This is a genomic window from Mycolicibacterium sp. TUM20985, from assembly GCF_030295745.1.
Taxonomy (GTDB): domain Bacteria; phylum Actinomycetota; class Actinomycetes; order Mycobacteriales; family Mycobacteriaceae; genus Mycobacterium.
This window is the reverse complement of sequence record NZ_AP027291.1, coordinates 4332571-4354278: the sequence shown is the minus strand read 5'-3', so window position 1 is coordinate 4354278 and position 21708 is coordinate 4332571. Positions and strand designations below refer to the sequence as shown.

The following is a 21708-nucleotide window of genomic DNA, read 5'->3' as shown; positions in this document are numbered from 1 at the left end:
GGTGCCGCGGCGGATCGGAGCACACATGGCGACGCGTTCGAGGCGGTTGGCGGCCCTGGATGCGATGCCACCCGGCCGCCCGGTCGACGTCCGCTCGGTGGACGGGACGAAGATCCACACCGAGGTGTTCGGTCCCGAGAACGGATATCCCATCGTCCTGGCGCACGGGATCACCTGCGCCATCCCGGTGTGGGCCCATCAGATCAACGATCTGGCGGGCGAGTACCGCGTCATCGCCTACGACCACCGCGGCCACGGCCGCAGCGGCGTGCCGCAGCGTCGCGGGAACTACAGCCTGGACTTCCTCGCCGCGGACCTCGATTCGGTGCTCCACGCCACGCTGGCCCACGGTGAGCGCGCCGTGATCGCCGGTCATTCGATGGGCGGCATCGCGATCTCGTCCTGGTCGCAGCGTTACGCGCACCGGGTGCGGCAGTGCGCCGACGCCGTGGCGCTGATCAACACGACGACCGGTGATCTCCTGCGCAACGTCAACTTCCTGCCGGTCCCCGGCCCGTTGGTGGGAGGCCGGGTGCGCACGGCCGGGCTCCTGCTGAAGCGGTTCGGGTCGGCGCCGCTGGTGCCGGGCTCGGTGCAGCAGAGCCGACGGATCGTCGCCGCGCTGGCGGTCGGCCGGGACGCCGACCCCGCGATCGTTGAGTTCGTCTTCGACCTGTTCGCGAAGACCCCGGCAGCGGGCCGCGGCGGCTGGGCCAGGGTTCTCGTCGATTCCCTTGGCCCGAAGCACATCTCGGTACGCAACCTGACGGTGCCGACACTGGTCATCGGTAGTCGCCATGACCGTCTGTTGCCGATCGGGTCGTCACGCCGGATCGCGGGGGACGTACCGAACCTGGTGTCGTTCGTCGAGATGTCCGGCGGGCACTGCGCCATCCTCGAGCAACCCGACGAGGTCAATCGGCTGCTGCGCGGTCTGGCCGAGTCGGCCGAGGCGAACCGGCGGATCAGCTCGTAGCGTCCAGATGGCCGACCACCTCGGCGGCCGCGCGGTGACCCGAGCGGACGGCGCCGTCGAGGAACCCCGTCCATTCGTCCGCGGTCTCGGTACCCGCCCAGAAGATGCCGCCGATTGGCGCCCGCAGCCAGCGTCCGTACGTCGTCCACGAACCTGGCGGCACCGCGGCGGTCGGACCACCGGGGGCAAATGCTTCTGCGCTCCAGCGATGGTCGACGTAGTCGGTCGGGTGCAGGGCCTGGTCGCCGAAGAGGTCGGCGAAGCACTTCAGGGCTGTGGCGCGGCGCGCGTCCGGTTCGAGTGAGTCGAAGGTGCGCGCGTCGGTGAAGCCGAGCAGGACCCCCGGGCCGTCCCCGGTCTTCGAGTCCCCGGGGCTGACGTCGAATGTGATGAACACCGGACCGTCGTCGGACAACGATTCGCCTGATCGCCCGTCCGCACGCCAGAACGGCGTCGAATAGGCGGCGTAGGCCTTGCTCAAGTTGCCCTGCGGCCAGTGCCTGGCCAGATCGGCATGCCCGACGGGCAGTTCCGGCTCGAAGCGGATGGCCCCGCGATGCTCGGGCGGGACGGCGACGATCACGGCACGCGCCGTCAGCGCCTCGGCCGCGGTGTGCACGGTCACGCCCTGCGGGCCGTGCTCGATGCGTGTGACGACGTGGTCGAGACGCACCAGGTCCCCGAGGTCCTCGGCCATGCGCAGCGCGATCTGCTGGGTGCCCCCGGGGAAGCGGTCCTGCTGCGCACCGCCCTTCACGTCGAGCATGGGGCCGATGCCGCCCGCGGCCTTGACGTAGCGCACGGCGTGCAGCATCGACACCTCGTCGGGCTCGCAGCCCCACGTCACCCTCGCCATGATGGCCATCAGGTCCCTGGTGCTCTTGCCCGCGTGCACCGATTGCAGCCAACCCTCGAGCGTCAGTTGGTCCAGCCGGTGGGCGGTTGGAGCGGTCCACGGCGCATCCGTCGGAATCTGCTTGCCGAGGCGTTCGAACCGCCACTGGATCCGCGAGACGTCGAGCAGTTCGAGGATGGACAGCCTTGGGATGGTGCTTCGGTAGGACCGGACCCGGCCGCGCCAGCGGATCAGATTCTCGCCGTGGTCGTAGGTCGGCACGGTCGGGCAGCCGAGTTCGGCCGCAAGGGCGAGGACTTCGGTCTGCGTCGGGCCGACGAACGTGCCGCCGAGGTCGACCGGGACACCGGCGATCGTGGTGGTGTGGGACCGGCCGCCGACGCGGTCGCGACCCTCGAGGACGACGACGTCGCGTCCCAGGGCGGTCAGCTTGCGGGCGGCCGCCAGCCCAGCGAACCCGGCGCCCACGATGACGACGTCCAACATGTCCTCAGTGTGCCCGAGCCGTTCGGGTACGGGCGAGCGCCATCCGGGTGGAGTCATTGGCCGGATCGTGGACGCCCTCCGAGGGTGACCCCCTATCGTGGTGGCACGAACCGGGACCAAGGGAGGTCAGGATGAACGCGCAGGCGGAATACTCGGACGTGCTGATCATCGGCGCGGGTATCTCGGGCATCGGGGCGGCGTACCGCATCCACGAGAAGAACCCCCACCTCAGTTACACCATCCTCGAACGACGCGAGCGCATCGGCGGCACCTGGGACCTGTTCCGTTATCCGGGTATCCGCTCCGACAGCGACATCTTCACCCTCAGCTTGCCCTTCGAGCCGTGGACGCGGCCGGAGAACGTCGCCGACGGCGGTGACATCCGCGAGTACCTCACCGATGCGGCGCGCCACCACGGCATCGATCGGCACATCCGGTTCGACACCCGCGTCACCTCGGCCGAATGGGACTCCACCACCGACACCTGGACGGTGCACACCACGGCACCCGACGGCTCGACGACGTCCTACCGGGGTCGTTTCCTGTTCTTCGGTACCGGTTACTACGACTACGACCATCCCTACTCGCCCGAGTTCCCCGGCATGGAGGACTTCACCGGCGAGGTGGTGCACCCGCAGTTCTGGCCGGAGTCACTGGACCATTCCGGCAAGCGCGTCGTGGTGATCGGCAGCGGGGCCACGGCCATCAGCCTGATTCCCGCGTTGGCCAAGACCGCGTCGCACGTCACCATGCTTCAGCGTTCGCCGACGTACATGATGTCGATGGCGCGGATCGACCCCATGGTGACCGTGATTCGAAAGCTGTTGCCGCGGAAGATCTCCCACAACATCGTGCGGGTCCGCAACGCCGCCTTCGCGGTGCTGTCGTACTTCTTCATGCGCAAGGCCCCGAAGCTCGGTCGCCGGCTGATCAGGAACCGGACCATCGCGGCCCTGCCCGAAGGCTACGACGTCGACGTGCACTTCAAGCCGCGCTACGACCCGTGGGACCAACGGATGTGCCTGGTGCTGGACGGGGATCTGTTCGACGACATCGGCGACGGCCGCGCCGAGGTGGTGACCGACATCGTCGACCACGTCGACGCCACCGGCATCGTGCTGAAGTCCGGCAACCGGTTGGACGCAGACATCATCGTCACGGCCACCGGCCTGCAGCTACAGGCGCTGGGCGGCATCACCCTCGTCGTCGACGGCGCCGAGATCAAGCCGACCGATCGCTTCGTCTACAAGGAGTACCTCCTCGAAGACGTCCCCAACATGGCGTGGTGCATCGGCTACACCAATGCGTCGTGGACACTTCGCGCCGACATGACGGCGCGGGCGGTGGCGAAGCTGTTGGCGTACATGGAGTCTCGTGGGTACACCCACGCCTATCCGCACCTGGGCGGGATGCCGATGACGGAGAAGCCGACGTTCGACCTGAAGGCCGGTTACATCCAGCGCACGCCCCATGCCCTGCCGAAGTCCGGCATCCACCGACCGTGGAACGTCCGGCACAACTACGTGCTGGACCTGATCGACCACCGTTTCGACCGCATCGAGGAGTCGATGGTCTTCGGCCGCGCTCCGGCGCAGGCCGCCAAGGCGACCACGCCGGGCGAGCAGGCGCAGACCGTCTAGCCCCCGCCCGCCCCGCCCCCGGCCCGCCCCGCCCCCGCCTCCCCCTGCGCGACCGTGCGTGTCTGCGGCCGACACGCCGCACGAAAGTCGTAGTTCACGCACGCTCGTGCGGGCTAGGGGTTGCAGTGTGGGCTGCGGCGCGCCCGCCCTGCAAAGTGGGCGGCGCCACCCCCTGGGCGATGAATTACTGCCACCGATCGCTCAATTGCTGCCACCGGAATTAACCTCTGACCTGCACGGTTACAACCCTCAGACCGGCCGGAGAATCGGCCAGAGAAAGAGGGAACACCATGAAGAAGTTCGGATTCGCCAGCATCGTCGCCACCGGTTTCGCCGCCGCACTGTTCGGCCTTGCCGCTCCCGCCAGCGCGGGCATCGACCACCACCAGTGGATCAACGACATCCAGCAGGAGGCCACCGTGGGTACGGTCACCTCCACCGTCGGCAACGGCCGCTGACACGAGCACCAAGAAGGGGCACCCGGAAACGGGTGCCCCTTCTCGTTGTGCGCTCGGTTTCAGTCCGCGACCGTCAACCAATCCTTGAAGCCCGAAGGATCGTGACGCCCCAGCGCGCCGTGCTCGAAGAGGCCCCAACCCTCGACGGGTGCGCTGGTGCCTTCGGTGCACACCGCACGACCGACGTGATCGATCACGCCGAAGCCGGCCCGCCCGACGATCGCCGGGTCGGTCATGTCGTAGGTCAGTCGCTCCGTGAACTTCTCGCCCTTCCACACGCCGTGGATCCAGTCGGAGTCACCGCCGTAGCCACCGCCGACGTGAATCGGTACCGGCAGTTTGGATTCCACCTCGAAGTGCACCGGCGAACCATCGAGTGAGGTGGCGTCGATGCTGGCACCGGTCGGGATGCGGGTACCCGAGGTGTAGTGAATATTGATGCGCGGCCAACCCAGTTGTTCGACGCGCCCGTCCTTCCAGATTCGCGTGCAGTCGTTCAGCGACCGGAAGCCGCTGGGTTCCTCCTGAATGATGAGCACGATCGAGAAGTCGTCGAACGCCATCGGCACGTAGAGCCACCACATGCCCTCGAACGGCGGATCTGCCGGGCGCCCAGCGGGTTCCGCCTCACCGATGGGTCGAATGCCCCACGATCGGTCGCGGCTGCCGATCCACGTCGACGGGTCGACGGTGATCTCCTCGCCGTCGATCGCGAGATGCCCGCTCCACGAACCCAACTGGGCGAACCGCTGCGCGTCCAGCGTCACCCGGTTGCCGGCCCGAAGCAGGTGTCGCTGCTCCTGCACGACGTCGAACAAGCCGTTCCACGTCAGGTCGGCGGCGATGCCCTCGGTCTCGTCGAGCACGATGCGCAACCGGTGCAAGGGTTCCTGCACCTCGACGCGGTAGCCCAGCACGTGCTGGTTGAGCCGATCCTGATCGATGGCATCCGATAGGTGTACCGCGGTCTGGGCGTCGCCGCGCCTAACCAACATGAACGCGTCCTTCACCCCCAGGTTCGGGTAGTACCCGATGCCGGTGATGAGGAAGATGTCGCCGGTGCGGTCGTGAGCGTTGAAGTAGGACCGGTCGTAGAAGTTGCGGTCCGAGGACTCCGGTTGGGCGATCGGCTGCGGAACCTGGTGTAGCGGAAACTCATCCATGGGGCTGAGCATCAGTTGACCTCTCCAATGAGTCTCTTCAGTAGCGATGCGTGGTAGAACAGCGTTTCGACGTCACCGGGTTGCTCGATCTCCCCGAAGCGAACCCGCCGGGCACTGGTCCGCATGAACACGCAGCACCAGATGACACCCGAGTACACGAAAAACCAGCTGAGATCGCCCAGCGTGACGCCGGTCGACTGCTCGTAGGTCGCACGCACGTCCTCCTCGCGCATCACGTCAGGCAATCCGGGCAGGCCGGCCAGCCCGGCGAGTTCCTGGAAGACCATGTGGGCGAACACGATCCATGCGACGTCGAGCTCGCGGGGACCGACGGTCGCCATCTCCCAGTCGAGCACTGCGACGGGCCGGAAGTCGCGGTAGAGCACGTTGCCGATGCGCGAGTCACCCCAGGCGAGTACCGGCGTCGTCGCGGCGACGTCGGTCGGAAAGTTCTCCTCCAGCCACGCCAGCGCGGTCTCGACCAGTGCGGACCGGCCGATGTCGGGGACCGCGAACTCGTACCAGTCCTTGAGCCAACCGAAGTGTCGACGCAGCGGGGTGTCCCCGGGCGGGTCGACCTCGGCCAGGAACCCGAAGGTCTCGACGGCGTCGGGGATCGAGTGCAGCTTGGCGAGCACGTCGACCGTGGCGTCCTGCAGCTCGCGCCTCGACTCGGCGGGCGCGTCGGCGAACCAGTTCCCCCCGAAGGTGTACGGCATCACGTCCGGTGGCACGATGCCGTCCACGTGGTCCATCAGGAAGAACGGCGTGCCGAGCACCGACCCCGTGGCCTCCATCCAACGAACCTGCGGGACCGGCACGTCGGTCAGCTCACCCACCAGCCGGATGACGTCGAACTGATGGTCCAGTCGGTACGTCGGGAACACCGGGACGTCCTCTGAGCTCGGCGCTACGCGGGCTACCCACTTCTGCTCCGTCGGCTGGCCGTCCTGCTCCCACTTGCCCGTCAGGATGATGGTCTCCGAGGACATCCCGTTCGCGTCGACGCCGCTTTCGACGGTCACCTCGGGAGCGGTGCCTCCCGGCATGACGGTCGAGAGCCACTGCGACATCACCGACGGCAGGGTGCTGTTGTCACGGGAGGTGTGCTGGAGACGGCTGACGTCTTCGACAGCCGGTTCGTTCGCCACGGTTTTACCCCTTCGAGCAATTACGATACGGTGAGTAGCGTTATGAAAGCAGACGCGGGTGACGTTGTCGAGACCCCAGGCGTCGGACGCCCACGCGATCCCCGCATCGACGCTGCCATATTGGCGGCGACGGCAAATCTGCTCGTTGAAATCGGCTACGCGAATCTCACGATGGCCGCGGTCGCAGAACGCGCTGGCACCACGAAGACGGCGCTGTACCGGCGCTGGTCGAGCAAGGCCGAGCTGGTCCACGAGGCCGCGTTCCCCGTGGCACCCACCGCGCTGACGACACCCGAGGGCGACATCGTCGGTGACGTGCGGGCGATGGTCGCCGCCGCTAGTGACGTGTTCGCCACCCCGGTGGTGCGGGCCGCCCTACCTGGATTGATCGCCGACATGGCCGCCGACGCCGACCTCGGCGCCCGGGTCACGAGCCGCTTCGTGGGGCTCTTCGACGTGGTGCGGGAACGCCTGGTGCACGCCGTCGCCAGGGGTGAGGTTCGCGCCGACGTCGACCCCGACCGGCTGATCGAAATCATTGGTGGTGCAACGCTTCTTCGGCTGCTCCTCGATCCCGACGGACGACAGGACGACGCCTGGGTCGAGCACACCGCCGCCATCGTCAGTCACGGTGTGAAGGCCTGACCGGCTACCGTTGAGCGCATGTACGTGCAGCTGACCCTGAACGACGAGGACGGGGTGCCCGAGGTGTACTCCACGCCGCCCTGGACCGACGACGCGGACGGACGGGCCGAAACCGCCAGGGTCGTCGTCGACCCCGTGGGAAGACCCGACGGTGACCGGGCCGGTGTGCTGCTGACCATGACGATCGGCGAGGCGCTGGTCCTCGGCAGGCGCATCACCGAGATCGCGGAACGGGCCGCGGAGGGCCAGTTCAGCCAACGCGGCACGCAGTGGCGCAAGGAGGTCCAGGACCGCAAGCGTCGCGAGGCGTGGAACGTCTTGATGGCCGGGTCCGACGACGACTCTGCGACGGATTCCTAACCGGCGGCGGGCGGCGCGAAGAACTCCAGCGCCGATCCGTCGGGGTCGCGGAAGCTGAGGCCCGAGCCGTACGGTGCGTCGACGATCCCGCCGTGAGTGATGCCCAGCTCGTTCAGGCGTTCCACCCATTCCTCCAGCTCCGCGCGTGACCCGCAGGCGAACGCGACGTGGTCGAGACCGACGCGAAACTCGCTGAACTGCCCGTCGGGTGCTGATTGCGTGTGTTGGTGGAGGCCGAACAGCGTGTCATTGGGAAGCGCGTAGACGACGTGCCGGTAGCCGGCGTCGGTGTCCTCGTCGATCACTGGATTAACGCCGATGAGCTCGCGGTACCAGGGCGCGCTGACCGAGAGGTCCCGCACGGTCAGTGCGACGTGGGTCAGGGCAGGAAAAGTAGGCATGTGAACGTCCTTGTTCGTCGGATGAATCGATCTTCACACGGCCCCGCGGTGCGAATGGTTCAAACTGCGTTCAGAAGAGCAAGGCGCCCAGAAGCTGATTGAACGCCTCGCTCCTCGACGGATGGGTGTAGATGCCGTCGCGCAACGCCGTGGCCGTGATGCCGTGCCGCATGGCGAGGGCGACCAAATCGATGACCTCGTGTGAGTCGTAGCTGCAGCTTGCCCTGCTTGGCGAGCGTTGCCGCAAGTGTCTTGCCGCCCTTGCCGAAACCGATGACGACGAAGTCCTCTTCGATCACTTAGCGATGGTACCCATCTGAGCCTTGTTCTCGCGTACGACGTCGAGGCGCCGCTGCTCCAAGCCGGTGAGGTCCTGATCCCGGGAGCCTGCGATCGCGTCCTCGGCCGCCAGTGCCGGGTCGACGACGGCTGACGCGCCGCGGACGTAGATCTCCTTGAGCCCCAGCATCGTTGGCTTGGGCACCCCGGCGACCTGCGCGGCCAGCTCCAGGGCCCGCGCCAGCAGCCGATCGTGGGGGACCACTTCGGTGACCAGCCCGATGCGTTCGGCGCGAACCGCGTCGACCACCTCACCCGTCATCGACATGCGCCGGGCCATCGCGCCGCCGACCACCTGCGGCAGCCGCGCCGTCATCCCGCCGCCGGGCAGGATGCCCACCCGAGCATGGGTATCGGCGAACACGGCCCGCTCTGAGGCGACCAGGAAGTCGCACCCCAGCGCCAGTTCGAGACCCCCGGTGAAGGTCGGCCCGTTGATCGCGCCGACGATCGGGGTGCGCATGTCGGCGACCGCGGAGATGCAACTCTGCGACCTGAACTCCTCGAAGTACGTCAGCCCGTCGCGCGCCGCCTCCTTCAGGTCGATGCCTGCGCAGAAGGCGGGATCGGTCCCGGTCAGGACGACGGCCCGCACCGAGGGGTCGCCGTCGGCGGACTTGAGGGCCGCATACAGCGAACGGATCAGCATGCGGTTCAGTGCGTTACGGGCTTCCGGGCGGTTCATGGTCAGCACCCGGACGGCACCGTGATCGGTGCGCATCACCAACTCGTCGTCAGTCATTCGCGAACGCTAGCGCACGAATTGGTTCGCGCTGTTCGCGAGGTCGAGGATTGGCTGCGGGACGGCGCCCAGGATCAGGGTGATGGCCGCGCTCACGGTGACGGTGGCCATGCTCAGCGCGCTCGGGACGATCACCGTCGGCGCATCAGCGGACGGTTCGGTGAAGAACAACAGCACGATCACCCGCACGTAGAAGTACGCCGCCACGGCGCTGGCGCAGACGCCGACGATCACCAGGGGTGCGGCGCCACCCTCGCTCGCGGCCTTGAAGACCGCGAATTTGCTGACGAAGCCACTGGTCAACGGGATGCCTGCGAACGCGAGGAGGAACAACGAGAACACCACACCGACCAGGGGATGACTCCGCCCGAGCCCCGCCCATTTCGACATGTCCGTCTCCTCCTCGCCCGCCGCATTGCGCACGACGCTGACGACGGCGAAGGCGCCGAGGGTGCTGAACCCGTAGGCGAACAGGTAGAACAACGTGGCGGACACACCGCTGTCGTTGAGTGCGATCACGCCGGTGAGGATGAAGCCGGCATGCGCCACCGACGAGTAGGCCAACATCCGCTTGACGTCGCGCTGCGATACCGCGGTCACCGTTCCGACCACCATCGTCAGGATGGCGACGCCCCACATCAGCGGTCGCCAGTCGTCCTTGAACCCGGGGAGTGCGACGTAGAAGATGCGCAGCATGGCGCCGAACGCGGCGATCTTGGTGGCCGCCGCCATGAAGGCCGTCACCGGGGTGGGAGCGCCCTGATAGACGTCGGGAATCCACGAATGGAAAGGCACCGCACCGACTTTGAACAACACGCCGACCGAGAGCAACGCGATGCCGACGAGGGCCAGCGTCGTACCGTCCGGGTTCGCCGCCTCGCGGATACCGCTGAGGCTGAGGCCACCGGAGTAGCCGTACAGCAACGCGATGCCATAGAGGAAGAAGGCCGATGCGAACGCGCCCAGGAGGAAGTACTTGAGAGCCGCCTCCTGGGAGAGCAGCCGCCGGCGCCGCGCCAGGCCGCACATCAGATACAGCGGCAGGGAGAACACCTCGAGCGCGATGAACATCGTCAGCAGGTCGTCGGACGCGCCGAACAGCATCATGCCGCCGAGCGCGAACATGGTTAGCGGGAAGATCTCGGTCTGCGCGATACCGGCCTTGGTGGCCAGCTTCTCGGCGACACTGCCCGGGACGGCCGACGCCATCGGTGTGAACGCGTCCAGGCCGCTGGCCCCGGCTTCCCCTTGTGCGGCGTCGACTTCGGAGGCGACGCGGCGCTCGGCGATCAGCAGTGTGCCGAGGACGCCGATCAGCAGCAGGGTGCCCTGCAGGAAGAGCGCGGGCTTGTCGACGGCGACGGCGCCCATGACGGCGGTCTGCCCGAGCGACGACCCGAGCCCGAGCCACTGGATGACGACCGCCACCAGCGCGGCGATCTGACCCCCGACGGCCAACGTCAACTGCACCCGGTAGCGCACCCCATGGGGCAGGAACGCCTCGACGAGTACGCCGAGCACCGCGACGCCTAGCACGATCAACATCGGTGAGAGCAGGCCGTATTCGACCGAGGGCGGGGTGAGGGTCATTTCACTGGTCCTTGCGCGACGCGGGGTGCGGGGTCCTGCTGGCCGATGGTGGTCAGCGTGTGGCCGACGGCCGGATCGATGACGTCGAGGACGGGCTTCGGATAGACGCCCAGGACCAGCAGGATGGCGATCAGCGGCACCACCACGACGAGTTCCCTCGGGACGAGGTCGCGCAGCGGCTCGACGTCGGGGGACACCGGTCCGGTCATCATCCGCTGATACATCCAGAGGATGTAGATCGCCGACAGCACCAGGGCGGAGGTCGCGAACACGGCCAGGGCGGGATATGTGGTGAACGTACCCAGTAGCACCAGGAATTCACTGATGAATGGTGCCAGGCCCGGTAGGGACAACGTCGCCAGCCCGGCGATGAGGAAGGTACCCGCGAGGACGGGCGCGACCTTCTGCACCCCGCCGAAGGCTGCGATGGCACGGCTTCCCCTGCGCGACACCAGGAATCCCGCGACGAGGAACAGCGCCGCCGTCGAGATGCCGTGGTTGACCATGTAGAGCGTCGATCCGGTCTGGCCCTGGCTGGTCATCACGAAGATGCCGAGGATGATGAAGCCGAAGTGGGATATCGACGTGTAGGAGATCAGCCGCATCACGTCGGTCTGGCCGATCGCGACGACCGCGCCATAGACGATGCCGACCACTGCCAGCGTGATGATCAACGGCCGGAAGGTCATCGACGCATCGGGGAACAGCTGCAGGCAGTACCGCAGCATCCCGAACGTCCCGACCTTGTCGACGACGGCCATCATCAGCACCGCGGTGGCGGGGGTGGCCTCGACCGCCGCATCGGGCAGCCAGCGGTGGAACGGCCATAGCGGCGCCTTGACGGCGAAGGCGAACATGAAGCCGAGGAACAGCGCGTTCAGCACCGCGGGGTCGATGCCCAGTGAGCCGTCGGCGACGGCGGCCACGATCGCGCGGAAGTCGAAGGTGCCGTCGGCGAAGGCGTCGCTCCTGGCCGTCGCCACGTACAGTCCGATGACGGCGGCCAGCATGATCAACCCGCCGAACAGGTTGTACAGCAGGAACTTCACCGCTGCCTTCGAGCGGTTCGCGCCGCCGCCGAAGCCGCCGATGAGGAAGTACATCGGGATGAGCATCGCCTCGAAGAACACGTAGAACAGCAGCACGTCGAGCGCGGTCAGGGAGATGAGCACCATGCCCTCGACGGCCAACGTCAACGCCAGGTACGTGTGCACGGACCTGGCCTGATCGCTGGCGTCGTTCCAGCCGGCGACGATCAGCAGGGGCACCAGCACGGCGGTGAGGGCCACCAGGGCCAACGCGATGCCGTCGAGGCCCAGGATGTAGCCCGTGCCGAAGGACGGGATCCAGGCATGATCCTCGACGAACTGGTACTGCGGGCCGGTCGGGTCGAACGTCACGGCCAGCAGTGCCGCGATCGCCAACACCACCAGGGACACCGCAAGCGCCGCGTACTTCGCTAGATGCCTTGCCGCCGAGGGCAACAGGATCACGATGACGGCGCCGACCATCGGGACGGCCCACAGCACCGTCAGCCACGGCACGCCGGTCACCAGACCCTCACCGCCAGCATCGCGGCGATGATCAACGCAGCGCCGCCGAGCATGGACAGCGCGTACGAGCGGGCGAACCCGGTCTGGAACTGTCGCAACCGTTCCGAGGAGCCGCCGACTAGGGAGCCGAGGACGCGCGACACGTCGTCGATGCCGTCGTCGTCGATCTCGACCAGACCCCTGGTGAGCGTCTGTCCCGGCCGCATCAGGACGTCTTCGTTGAAGGCGTCACCGTAGAGGTCGCGGCGGGCGGCGACGGTCAGCGCGGACACGTCGTCCGGGGCCACCTCGGGAATCGGGCGGGTGGCGTACTTGCGGTAGGCGACGGCGACGCCCACGGCCACGACGGCCAGCGTGATGGTCGTCATCAACCAGACCGGTATGGCGTGCGCGGTTTCCTCGGGTGCACCGACGACGGGCTCGAGCCAGTGCTCCAGGGTGCCGCCGATCGCGAGCAGCCCGCCCGCGCCGACGGATCCGACGGCGAGCACGATCATCGGCCACGTCATGCTGCCCGGCGACTCATGGGGGTGCACGCCGTCGGCCCAGCGCTTCTCCCCGAAGAACGTCATCAGCATCACCCGCGTCATGTAGAACGCCGTGATGCCCGCACCGAGCAGCGCCGCGCCACCGAGCAGCAGACCCTTGGGTCCGCCTGCGGCGAAGGCGGTTTCGATGATCGCGTCCTTGGAGAAGAACCCGGCGAACGGCGGCACGCCGATGATCGCCAGGTAGCCGAGCCCAAAGGTGACGAACGTGATCGGCATGAACGTGCGCAGGCCGCCGAACCGGCGCATGTCGGTCTCGTCGTCCATGCCGTGCATCACCGAACCGGCGCCGAGGAACAGTCCCGCCTTGAAGAAGCCGTGCGTCAGCAGATGCATGATTGCGATGGCGTAACCGGCCGGACCGAGGCCCGCGGCAAGCACCATGTAGCCGATCTGGCTCATCGTCGACGCGGCGAGGGCCTTCTTGATGTCGTCTTTCGCGCAGCCGATGACGGCGCCGAACAGCAGGGTCACCGCGCCCACGATCACGACGCCGAGGCGGGCGTCGGGCGCTAGGTCGTAGACGGGTCCCGAGCGGACGATGAGGTAGACGCCCGCGGTGACCATGGTCGCCGCGTGGATTAGCGCCGACACCGGCGTCGGGCCCTCCATCGCGTCGCCCAGCCAGGACTGCAGCGGCACCTGCGCGGACTTGCCGCACGCAGCCAACAGCAGGAGCAGCCCGATTGCCGTCAACGTCCCCTGCGTCATCTGATCGGCGGCCCCGAACACGCCCTCGTAGGAGACGGTCCCGACTTCTGTGAACATCACCATCAGCGCGAGCGCCAACCCGATGTCACCGACCCGGTTGACCACGAACGCCTTCTTCGCCGCCGCTGCGGCCGACGGCTTGTACGACCAGAAGCCGATCAGCAGGTACGACGCCAGACCGACGCCCTCCCAACCCATGTAGAGGCCCAGGAAGTTGTCGGCCAGCACCAGCAGCAGCATGGCCGCCACGAAGAGGTTGAGGTAGCCGAAGAAACGTCTGCGTTCGGGGTCGTGGGCCATGTAGCCGACGGAGTAGACGTGAATCAGCGATCCCACGCCGGTGATGAGCAGGACGAAACACACTGACAGCTGGTCGAGTTGGAGGCCGAAGTCGACCCGCAGCTCACCGACGGGCACCCAGCTGAAGAGGTGTTCGTGGAGACCGCGGTCCTCCGCCGGTTGGCCGAGCAGCCCGACGAACAGCAGGACACCGACGACGAAGGAGGCCAGCACCGCGGCGCAACCCACCAGATGACCCCAGGCATTGGTGGCCTTGCCGCCCAACAGCAGCACCGCCGCACCGAGGAGCGGCAGCGCGATCAGCAGCCAGATGGGAAGGGTCATCGGCTAATGCCTCAACAGGTTCGCGCCGTCGACCGAGGCGGACTGCCTGGCCCGGAAGATGGTCATGATGATCGCCAGGCCGACCACGACCTCGCAGGCGGCGACCACCATGGTGAAGAACGCCACCACCTGACCGTCGAGGTGACCGTGCATTCGGGAGAACGTGACGAAGGCCAGGTTGCCGGCGTTGAGCATCAGCTCGACGCACATGAACATCACGATCGCGTTGCGCCGCAACAGCACTCCCGCGGCGCCGATGGTGAACAACAGCGCGGACAGATACAGGTAGTTCCCCGGATTCACCGCGGCGCCCCGTTCTTCGCGGCCGCCACGGTGCGCGGGGGCAGGATGCCGCTGACCGAGGTCAGGGCGTCCGAGCCGTCGGGCAGGCGAGCGGCCACGTCGACCGCGTTGTGCCGGGCGTAGACACCGGGATTGGGCATCGGTGTGGCGTGCCCGCCGGGGGCGAACCGTTCGGTGGCGAGCTCACGTTGGGTCTTGCGACGGTCGATGCGCTCGCGGTGGGTGAGCACCATCGCGCCGAGGGTGGCCGTGATGAGCAGCGCACTCGTGAGCTCGAAGGCCCACAGGTAGCGGACGAAGATCAGGGCCGCCAGGCCCTCGACGTTACCGCCCGCGTTGGCCTGCGCGAGCCCGGTGAAGCCGGCGACGGAGACGTTGCCGATACCGGCGATGAGCAGGATGCCGAAGGCCGCACCCGCGACGATGGCGGCAACCCGTTGTCCCCGAATGGTTTCCACCAGGGAATCGGCGGAGTCGACGCCGATCAACATCAGGACGAACAGGAAGAGCATCATTACCGCACCGGTGTAGACCACGATCTGCACGACGCCGAGGAACAGCGCGTCCTGGGCGATGTAGAGCACGGCGAGGATGATCATGGTGATCGCCAGGAAGATCGCCGAGTAGACGGCCTTGGGCGCCGCGACGACGGCGACCGCGCCGAGCACCGCGAGGGTGCCGAGCACCCAGAACGTCACCGCCTCCATCGTCGACGTGCGGGAGATGGTCTCGGCCGCGAGGAGCCCCATCTCGCCGGTCACCCGAGGCCGTCCGCGCGGACGTTGCCCCGGTAGTAGTCCTCGTCGGTACTACCGATCACCATGGCGTGCGGTGGGGCAGTCATGTCGGGCTGCAGTGGCGCCAGCAGCTTGTCCTTGCCGTAGATCAGGTCGGCGCGGTTGTCGTCGGCCATCTCGTAGTCGTTGGTCATGGTCAGCGCCCGCGTCGGGCAGGCCTCGATGCACAGGCCGCAGCCGATGCACCGCAGATAGTTGATTTGATAGACCCGTCCGTAACGCTCACCGGGCGAGAAGCGTTCCGCCTCGGTGTTGTCCGCGCCCTCGACGAAGATCGCGTCGGCCGGGCACGCCCACGCGCAGAGTTCGCAGCCGATGCACTTCTCCAGGCCGTCGTCGTACCGGTTGAGTTGGTGGCGGCCGTGATACCGCTCGGCCGTCGCGCCGGGCTTCTCCGGGTACTCCTCGGTGATCGGCTTCTTGAACATCGTCTTGAACGTCACCCCGAACCCGGCGATGGCGTCGATCAGGTGCGGCCTCTTAGGCATCGGCGGACTCCTTGGCGGGGATTGGGGGTACCGGGAACGCGCCCGTCACGGTGGACGGCGGGTCGGCGAGGCGTTGGGGACGAGCCTGCTTGTGCCGCAACGTGCGATAGAGGTAGACCGCGAGGAGCAGGCCGACGAACGCACTTGTCGCGATGAGGACCACGGCGAGGCCGTCGTAACCCTCGTTGCGCAGGGTCCGCACGACGGCGACGGTCACGATCCAGCCCAGTGAGATGGGGATGAGGATCTTCCAGCCGAGGTTCATGAACTGGTCGTAGCGCAGCCGCGGCAGCGTGGCGCGCAGCCACATGAACCCGAACATGAACGTCCACACCTTGGCGACGAACCACAGCAGCGGCCACCACCCGGAGTTGGCGCCGTCGATCATGCTGAACGGCCATGGCGCCTGCCAGCCGCCGAGGAACAGCGTCGTCGCGAGCGCGGCGACCGTGGTCATGTTGACGTACTCGGCGAGCATGAACATCGCGAACTTCAGCGAGGAGTACTCGGTGTGGAATCCGCCAACTAGTTCGCCCTCGGCCTCGGGCAGGTCGAAGGGCGCACGGTTGGTCTCGCCGACCATCGAGGTCACGTAGATGACGAACGACGGCAGCAGCAGGAACACGTACCAGAGGCCCTGCTGCTTGGCCACGATCTCCGAGGTCGACATTGTGCCCGAATAGAGGAAGACCGCGGCGAAGCACAACGCCATGGCGATCTCGTAGGAGATCACCTGCGCACTCGACCGCAGCCCGCCGAGCAGCGGGTAGGTGGATCCGGATGCCCAGCCCGCCAACACGATTCCGTAGACGCCGATCGACGTCACCGCCAGCACGTACAGCACGGCGACGGAGAGGTCGGTCAATTGCAGCGGGGTCTGGTGGCCGAAGACGCTGACCATGCCCCCCAGCGGGATCACGGCGAAGGCCATGAACGCGGGGATGACGGCGATGACCGGGGCGGCCAGGTAGATCGGCTTGTCGACGCCGGCCGGGATGAGCCCTTCCTTCAGGGCCAGCTTGACCCCGTCCACCAGGCTCTGTAGCAGACCGAAGGGTCCAACCCGGTTGGGGCCGTAGCGCATCTGCATCCGGCCCAGCACCTTGCGTTCGAGCAGGATGGCGACGAGCACCGTGAGCAGAAGGAAGACGAACACCCCAAGCGCCTTGGCCAACATGAGCCACCACGGGTCGTGGCCGAACGAGCCGAGGTCGGGGTACGTCACGCTGACTCACCTCCGACGGATAGGGCGACGACGGCACCCGACGTGACGCCGAGCGCGGTGCTGACGTGCGAGCCTGCGGAATTGAGCGGCAACCACACCACCTGGTCCGGCATCTCGGTGAGCTCCAACGGAAGGCTGATGGCACCCCGGTCGGTGGCGACGGTGATCAGCCGGCCCTCCTCGGCGCCGAGCTCGGCGGCGGTCGCCGGTGACAACCGCGCGACGGGTGATCGCGCCGTGCCGGCCAGGTGCGGCTCACCGTCCTGAAGACGCCCGGCATCCAACAACATTCGCCAACTCGCCAGCACTGCCAGGCCCGCGGCCGGCGCGTCGCGCTGCGGGACGGGAACGCTCGGGGCGGCGACGGGGGCGCCCTGCCAGGCGCCAAGCCGCTCGAGTTCCGACCACGCGGCGGGTGCGTCGTACAGCCCGATGTCCACGCCGACCTCCTCGGCCAGGGCGGTGAGCACCCGGGAATCGGGGGTGGCGTTGGGCGGCAACGCCGGTCCGAACGAGCGACCCCGGCCCTCCCAGGAGAGGAACGTGCCCGACTTCTCGGTGACGGGGGCGACGGGAAACACGACGTCGGCGCGTTCGGTGACGGCGCTGTGGAGCACTTCGAGGCTGACGAGGAACGGGGTCGCGTCGAGGGCCGCGCGTGCGGCCCCCGGGTCGGGTAGGTCGTCGACCTCGACCCCGCCGACGAGCAGGGCTCGAAGGGTGCCGTCGGCCGCGGCGGCGAGGATGCCCGATGTATCCCGGCCCGCATCGCCGGGGAGATCGTCGACGTGCCACGCCGCGGCGACCTCGGCCCTGGCGTCGGCGTCCGACAGTGGTCGCCCACCCGGCAGGAGATGTGGCGCCGCACCGGCTTCCAGCGCACCACGCTCACCGGCGCGACGGGGGATCCACCCGACTCTCGCACCGGTCCGTGCCGCGAGTCGGAGCACCGCCGAGTACGCGCCCGCCGACGTCGCGAGCCGCTCGCCGACCAGGATGATCGTCCCCGCATCCATGCCGCCACCGAGTGCGTCGAGGGCGGCGGCCTCGTCACCGGGCGTCGTGGCGATCAGGGTGCCGCCCATCTTCTGCAAGCCGCGCGTGGCGAACGGTGCGATGGAGCTGACCTCCAGGCCACGCTTGCGGAACGCCTTGCGCAGGCGCAAGTAGACGATGGGGGATTCCTCTTCGGGTTCCAGCCCGACGAGGAGCACCGCGCCCGCGGCCTCGACGTCGGAGTACGTGACGGCCATCGTCCGCCCCGCGACGGCCGAGGCCAGGAACTGGGCCTCCTCGTCGGAGTGGGCCCGGCTTCGGAAGTCGATGTCGTTGGTGCCCAGTACGATTCGGGCGAACTTGGCGTAGGCGTAGGCGTCCTCCAGGGTCGCGCGCCCGCCGACCAGCACCCCGGTGGCTGCGCCCGCCGCGGTCAGGCCCCGGATCGCGACCGCAACGGCCTCCGACCACGATGCCGGACGTTGGCTGCCGTCGGCGTCGCGCACCAACGGGGTGGCGATGCGGTCGCCCTGGTTGGCGTAGGTGAAGGCCCAGCGGCCCTTGTCGCAGTTCCATTCCTCGTTGACCTCGGGATCATCACCGGCCAAGCGGCGCAACACCTTTCCGCGCCGGTGATCCGTCCGCTGCGCACATCCCGACGCGCAGTGCTCACAGATGCTCGGGGTGGACACCAGGTCGAACGGCCGGGCCCGGAACCGGTAGGCGGTGCCCGTCAACGCGCCGACCGGGCAGATCTGGACGGTGTTGCCCGAGAAGTACGAGTCGAAGGGCTTGTCGTCGGCGATTCCGACCTGCTGCAACGCGCCGCGTTCGAGCAGCTCGATGGACGGGTCACCGGCGATCTGGTCGGAGAACCTGGTGCATCGCGCGCAGAGCACGCACCGCTCGCGGTCGAGCAACACCTGTGAGGACAGGTTGATGGGCTTGGGGAAGGTGCGCTTGACGTCGGTGAAGCGAGTGTCGGCCTGACCGTTGGACATCGCCTGGTTCTGCAGCGGGCATTCGCCGCCCTTGTCGCAGACCGGGCAGTCCAGCGGGTGGTTGATCAGCAGCAGCTCCATGACGCCGTGCTGCGCCTTGTCGGCTGCCTCGGAGGTCACCTGCGTGCGCACCACCATGTCGGGGGTGACGGTGATGGTGCACGACGCCATCGGCTTGCGCTGCCCCTCGACCTCGACGAGGCACTGCCGACACGCCCCGACGGGTTCCAGCAGGGGGTGATCGCAGAACCGCGGAATCTGGACGCCCATCAGCTCGGCCGCCCGAATCACCAACGTGCCCTTGGGGACACTGATCTGATGGTCGTCGATGGTGAGCGTCACCATCTCGACGCCGGTCACCGGCTCTTCCGTGGTCGTCACAACCTTGCCCCCTTCGACGCCGAGCGTGCCGATTCATCCGCGAATCGCCGCGATGAGCGTATGAATTCGCACGCTCGGGTGGGGATGGCAGTGGTCATACGCCCACCCCCTCCGGTGCGGCCAGCATCGAGGCCAGCGGATCGAACGGACACCCGCCGTCGAGGTGGGCTTCGTACTCGGCGCGGAAGAACTTGATCGACGAGATGATCGGGCTGGCCGCACCGTCGCCGAGCGCACAGAACGACTTGCCGAGGATCGCGTCGGCGATGTCGAGCAACTTGTCCACGTCCTCCCGGCGACCGGTGCCGTTCTCCAGTCGTTCGTAGATCTGCGCCAGCCAGTAGGTGCCCTCGCGGCACGGCGTGCACTTGCCGCAGGACTCGTGGGCGTAGAACTGCGTCCACCGGCGGACCGCCCGCACCACGCACGTGGTCTCGTCGAAGATCTGCAACGCCTTGGTGCCCAACATCGAACCGACACCCGCCATGCCCTCGTAATCCAGCGGCACGTCGAGGTGTTCGCCGGTCAGGAGGGGAGTCGACGATCCGCCGGGCGTCCAGAACTTCAGCTCGTGGCCGGCCCGCACCCCGCCCGCGTAGCCGAGCAGTTCGCGCAGCGTGATCCCCAGCGGCGCCTCGTACTGTCCGGGGGTGGTGACGTGCCCCGACAGCGAGTACAGCGTGAAGCCGGGTGACTTGTCAGAGCCCATCGACTTGAACCAGTCCACGCCGCCGCGGACGACGGCGGGCACGCTCGCGATGGATTCGACGTTGTTGACCACCGTCGGGCAGGCGTACAGACCGGCGACGGCGGGGAACGGCGGCCGCAGGCGAGGCTGCCCACGTCGGCCCTCCAGCGAGTCCAGCAGCGCCGTCTCCTCGCCGCAGATGTAGGCGCCCGCGCCCGCATGCACCACCAGGTCGAGGTCGAAGCCGGATCCCAGGATGTCGGTACCGAGGAATCCGGCGGCGTAGGCCTCGGCCACGGCGGTCTGCAGCCGCCGCAGGACCGGCAGCACTTCGCCACGGACGTAGATGAACGCGTGCCGCGCGCGGATGGCGTAGGCCGCGATGATGGCACCCTCCACCAACACGTGCGGCGTGGCCATCATCAGCGGAATGTCCTTGCAGGTACCGGGTTCGGACTCGTCGGCGTTGATCACGAGGTAGTGCGGCTTCGCCCCGGCGCCCTCGGTGCCCTGGGGGATGAACGACCACTTCTGACCGGTGGGGAAGCCGGCCCCGCCGCGCCCTCGCAACCCGGAGTCCTTCACCAGACCGATCACCGCGTCGGCCTCCATGGCCAGGGCCGTACGGAGCGCGCGGTAACCGTCGTGACCCTCGTAACAGTCGAGGGTCCACGAGGACGGCTCATCCCAGTAGCTGCTGAGCACCGGCGTCAGGGTCATGGCTGCGTCCCGTTCTTCGGCGGCAGGTCCGCCGACGGAGCGGGTGCCGGCTGGTCGCGCGCCACCTCCGCGGTGATCGCCTCGTCGTCGGGACCCTTTGCGGTGGGCCCGGCTTCGTTCACCTCGGGTGCCGTCATGTCCCGGTCGCGGGCGATCCGCAGGCCGGCTAGCGTGGCGTCACCCGCGGTGGCGCCGTCGTTGGCACCGGGCCGGGGATCCGGGAAACCGGCGAGTATCCGCGCCGTGTCGCGGAAGGAGCACGGGGTGGCGCCGCGGGTGGCCGTGACCGGTACCCCGCCGCGCAGGTCGTCGACGAGAGCCCTTGCCGACGAGGGGGTTTGGTTGTCGAAGAACTCCCAGTTGACCATGATCACGGGTGCGTAATCGCAGGCGGCGTTGCACTCGATGTGCTCGAGGGTGACCTTCCCGTCGGTGGTGGTCTGTCCGGCATGAACGTCCAGGTGCTCTTCGAGTAACTCGAGGATGGCGTCACCACCCATCACCGCACACAGCGTGTTGGTGCAGACGCCGACCAGGTAGTCACCGGTGGGAGTGCGGCGGTACATCGAGTAGAACGTGGCCACCGCCGTCACCTCTGCGGGGCTAAGGGCCAATTGGGTTGCGCAGAAGTCGATTCCCGCCGGCGTGAGGTAACCGTCCTCGGCCTGCACCAGGTGCAGCAGGGGGAGCAGCGCCGAGCGGGCGACCGGGTAGCGCGCGATGATCACTGCCGCGTCGGCGGTCAGTCGCTCGGTTACCTCGGCCGAATAGGTCTGCGGCCCTGCCGATATCGGCGGACCCGGCTCGTCCGGCCGGGGGCCCAGCTGGAGGTCTACGACGCTCACCTGTGCCGTCTCCTCTTCGTG

20 protein-coding genes are annotated in these 21708 nt (G+C 67.8%); 5 read left to right on the top strand and 15 right to left on the bottom strand.

The features are described from left to right. The first annotated feature begins 25 nt into the window (after nt 1–25). Complete coding sequence (locus QUE68_RS21400) at nt 26–976, top strand: alpha/beta fold hydrolase (RefSeq protein ID WP_284235284.1); 951 nt, start codon at nt 26–28, stop codon at nt 974–976. Here QUE68_RS21400 and QUE68_RS21395 read toward each other — a convergent pair. Beyond that, nucleotides 966–2318, bottom strand: coding sequence for a flavin monoamine oxidase family protein (locus QUE68_RS21395; RefSeq protein ID WP_284231197.1), 1353 nt, complete (start codon nt 2316–2318; stop codon nt 966–968). The genes QUE68_RS21400 and QUE68_RS21395 overlap by 11 nt on opposite strands. Nucleotides 2319–2449: 131 nt before the next feature. Between QUE68_RS21395 and QUE68_RS21390 the strand changes: the two genes are divergently transcribed. Further along, nucleotides 2450–3958, top strand: a complete 1509-nt coding sequence (locus QUE68_RS21390) for a flavin-containing monooxygenase (protein ID WP_284228282.1) — start codon at nt 2450–2452, stop codon at nt 3956–3958. A gap of 290 nt (nt 3959–4248) precedes the next feature. Further along, nucleotides 4249–4416 (top strand): hypothetical protein, encoded by a 168-nt coding sequence (locus QUE68_RS21385; RefSeq protein WP_284235285.1) that lies wholly within the window; start codon nt 4249–4251, stop codon nt 4414–4416. Between the two features lie 59 nt (nt 4417–4475). Here the strand turns inward: QUE68_RS21385 and QUE68_RS21380 are convergent, their stop codons facing one another. After that, entirely contained in the window at nt 4476–5591 is a 1116-nt protein-coding gene (locus QUE68_RS21380; protein ID WP_284235286.1) for a hypothetical protein, read from the bottom strand. Then, complete coding sequence (locus QUE68_RS21375; protein ID WP_284235287.1) at nt 5591–6730, bottom strand: phosphotransferase family protein; 1140 nt, start codon at nt 6728–6730, stop codon at nt 5591–5593. The genes QUE68_RS21380 and QUE68_RS21375 overlap by 1 nt, the downstream gene beginning before the upstream one ends. Nucleotides 6731–6772: 42 nt before the next feature. Here QUE68_RS21375 and QUE68_RS21370 point away from each other — a divergent pair, with 42 nt between their 5' ends. Together QUE68_RS21370 and QUE68_RS21365 are read left to right on the top strand one after the other, a co-directional pair. Further along, nucleotides 6773–7375 (top strand): TetR/AcrR family transcriptional regulator, encoded by a 603-nt coding sequence (locus tag QUE68_RS21370; protein ID WP_284235288.1) that lies wholly within the window; start codon nt 6773–6775, stop codon nt 7373–7375. 18 nt (nt 7376–7393) lie between these two features. Next, complete coding sequence (locus tag QUE68_RS21365; protein ID WP_284228277.1) at nt 7394–7735, top strand: hypothetical protein; 342 nt, start codon at nt 7394–7396, stop codon at nt 7733–7735. Here QUE68_RS21365 and QUE68_RS21360 read toward each other — a convergent pair. From QUE68_RS21360 to nuoE, 12 genes are all read right to left on the bottom strand, one after another. After that, a complete protein-coding gene (locus tag QUE68_RS21360; RefSeq protein ID WP_284235289.1) occupies nt 7732–8136 on the bottom strand; it encodes a VOC family protein in 405 nt (134 codons plus the stop codon). The genes QUE68_RS21365 and QUE68_RS21360 overlap by 4 nt on opposite strands. Nucleotides 8137–8431: 295 nt before the next feature. After that, complete coding sequence (locus QUE68_RS21355; protein WP_284235290.1) at nt 8432–9217, bottom strand: enoyl-CoA hydratase; 786 nt, start codon at nt 9215–9217, stop codon at nt 8432–8434. A gap of 9 nt (nt 9218–9226) precedes the next feature. Continuing rightward, nucleotides 9227–10807 carry an NADH-quinone oxidoreductase subunit NuoN gene (gene nuoN, locus QUE68_RS21350; protein ID WP_284235292.1) on the bottom strand — a complete coding sequence of 527 codons (1581 nt, stop codon included), beginning with the start codon at nt 10805–10807 and terminating at the stop codon, nt 9227–9229. Beyond that, nucleotides 10804–12318, bottom strand: coding sequence for an NADH-quinone oxidoreductase subunit M (locus QUE68_RS21345; protein ID WP_286275897.1), 1515 nt, complete (start codon nt 12316–12318; stop codon nt 10804–10806). The genes nuoN and QUE68_RS21345 overlap by 4 nt, the downstream gene beginning before the upstream one ends. Before the next feature lie 38 nt (nt 12319–12356). After that, nucleotides 12357–14243, bottom strand: a complete 1887-nt coding sequence (nuoL, locus tag QUE68_RS21340) for an NADH-quinone oxidoreductase subunit L (protein WP_284235293.1) — start codon at nt 14241–14243, stop codon at nt 12357–12359. A 3-nt stretch (nt 14244–14246) separates the two neighbouring features. Further along, nucleotides 14247–14546, bottom strand: a complete 300-nt coding sequence (gene nuoK, locus QUE68_RS21335) for an NADH-quinone oxidoreductase subunit NuoK (RefSeq protein ID WP_284235294.1) — start codon at nt 14544–14546, stop codon at nt 14247–14249. Then, nucleotides 14543–15295: an NADH-quinone oxidoreductase subunit J gene (locus QUE68_RS21330; protein ID WP_284231196.1), complete on the bottom strand. Its 753-nt coding sequence runs from the start codon at nt 15293–15295 to the stop codon at nt 14543–14545. The genes nuoK and QUE68_RS21330 overlap by 4 nt, the downstream gene beginning before the upstream one ends. A gap of 8 nt (nt 15296–15303) precedes the next feature. Next, nucleotides 15304–15831 (bottom strand): NADH-quinone oxidoreductase subunit NuoI, encoded by a 528-nt coding sequence (gene nuoI, locus QUE68_RS21325; RefSeq protein ID WP_284228270.1) that lies wholly within the window; start codon nt 15829–15831, stop codon nt 15304–15306. Beyond that, nucleotides 15824–17056 (bottom strand): NADH-quinone oxidoreductase subunit NuoH, encoded by a 1233-nt coding sequence (gene nuoH / locus QUE68_RS21320; RefSeq protein WP_284235295.1) that lies wholly within the window; start codon nt 17054–17056, stop codon nt 15824–15826. The genes nuoI and nuoH overlap by 8 nt, the downstream gene beginning before the upstream one ends. Further along, the gene (locus QUE68_RS21315; protein ID WP_286275895.1) at nt 17053–19398 is read right to left on the bottom strand and encodes an NADH-quinone oxidoreductase subunit G; all 2346 of its coding nucleotides are present in this window, start codon (nt 19396–19398) and stop codon (nt 17053–17055) included. Before QUE68_RS21315 ends, nuoH begins: the two co-directional genes overlap by 4 nt. 130 nt (nt 19399–19528) lie before the next feature. After that, nucleotides 19529–20842, bottom strand: coding sequence for an NADH-quinone oxidoreductase subunit NuoF (gene nuoF, locus QUE68_RS21310; protein ID WP_286274407.1), 1314 nt, complete (start codon nt 20840–20842; stop codon nt 19529–19531). Further along, nucleotides 20839–21687, bottom strand: coding sequence for an NADH-quinone oxidoreductase subunit NuoE (gene nuoE, locus QUE68_RS21305; protein ID WP_286274406.1), 849 nt, complete (start codon nt 21685–21687; stop codon nt 20839–20841). The genes nuoF and nuoE overlap by 4 nt, the downstream gene beginning before the upstream one ends. Between the last annotated feature and the right edge of the window lie 21 nt (nt 21688–21708).

Bases quoted from the DNA above. Each gene is read 5' to 3' on its own strand.
- QUE68_RS21400 (WP_284235284.1), top strand. From the start codon at position 26: ATGGCGACGCGTTCGAGGCGGTTGGCGGCCCTGGATGCGATGCCACCC.
- nuoL (WP_284235293.1), bottom strand. From the start codon at position 14,243: ATGACCCTTCCCATCTGGCTGCTGATCGCGCTGCCGCTCCTCGGTGCG.
- nuoI (WP_284228270.1), bottom strand. From the start codon at position 15,831: ATGCCTAAGAGGCCGCACCTGATCGACGCCATCGCCGGGTTCGGGGTG.
- QUE68_RS21380 (WP_284235286.1), bottom strand. From the start codon at position 5,591: ATGCTCAGCCCCATGGATGAGTTTCCGCTACACCAGGTTCCGCAGCCG.
- QUE68_RS21360 (WP_284235289.1), bottom strand. From the start codon at position 8,136: ATGCCTACTTTTCCTGCCCTGACCCACGTCGCACTGACCGTGCGGGAC.
- QUE68_RS21395 (WP_284231197.1), bottom strand. From the start codon at position 2,318: ATGTTGGACGTCGTCATCGTGGGCGCCGGGTTCGCTGGGCTGGCGGCC.
- QUE68_RS21345 (WP_286275897.1), bottom strand. From the start codon at position 12,318: ATGGTCGGCGCCGTCATCGTGATCCTGTTGCCCTCGGCGGCAAGGCAT.
- QUE68_RS21365 (WP_284228277.1), top strand. From the start codon at position 7,394: ATGTACGTGCAGCTGACCCTGAACGACGAGGACGGGGTGCCCGAGGTG.
- nuoF (WP_286274407.1), bottom strand. From the start codon at position 20,842: ATGACCCTGACGCCGGTGCTCAGCAGCTACTGGGATGAGCCGTCCTCG.
- QUE68_RS21330 (WP_284231196.1), bottom strand. From the start codon at position 15,295: ATGGGGCTCCTCGCGGCCGAGACCATCTCCCGCACGTCGACGATGGAG.
- nuoN (WP_284235292.1), bottom strand. From the start codon at position 10,807: ATGACCCTCACCCCGCCCTCGGTCGAATACGGCCTGCTCTCACCGATG.
- QUE68_RS21370 (WP_284235288.1), top strand. From the start codon at position 6,773: ATGAAAGCAGACGCGGGTGACGTTGTCGAGACCCCAGGCGTCGGACGC.
- QUE68_RS21315 (WP_286275895.1), bottom strand. From the start codon at position 19,398: ATGGTGACGCTCACCATCGACGACCATCAGATCAGTGTCCCCAAGGGC.
- QUE68_RS21355 (WP_284235290.1), bottom strand. From the start codon at position 9,217: ATGACTGACGACGAGTTGGTGATGCGCACCGATCACGGTGCCGTCCGG.
- QUE68_RS21390 (WP_284228282.1), top strand. From the start codon at position 2,450: ATGAACGCGCAGGCGGAATACTCGGACGTGCTGATCATCGGCGCGGGT.
- QUE68_RS21385 (WP_284235285.1), top strand. From the start codon at position 4,249: ATGAAGAAGTTCGGATTCGCCAGCATCGTCGCCACCGGTTTCGCCGCC.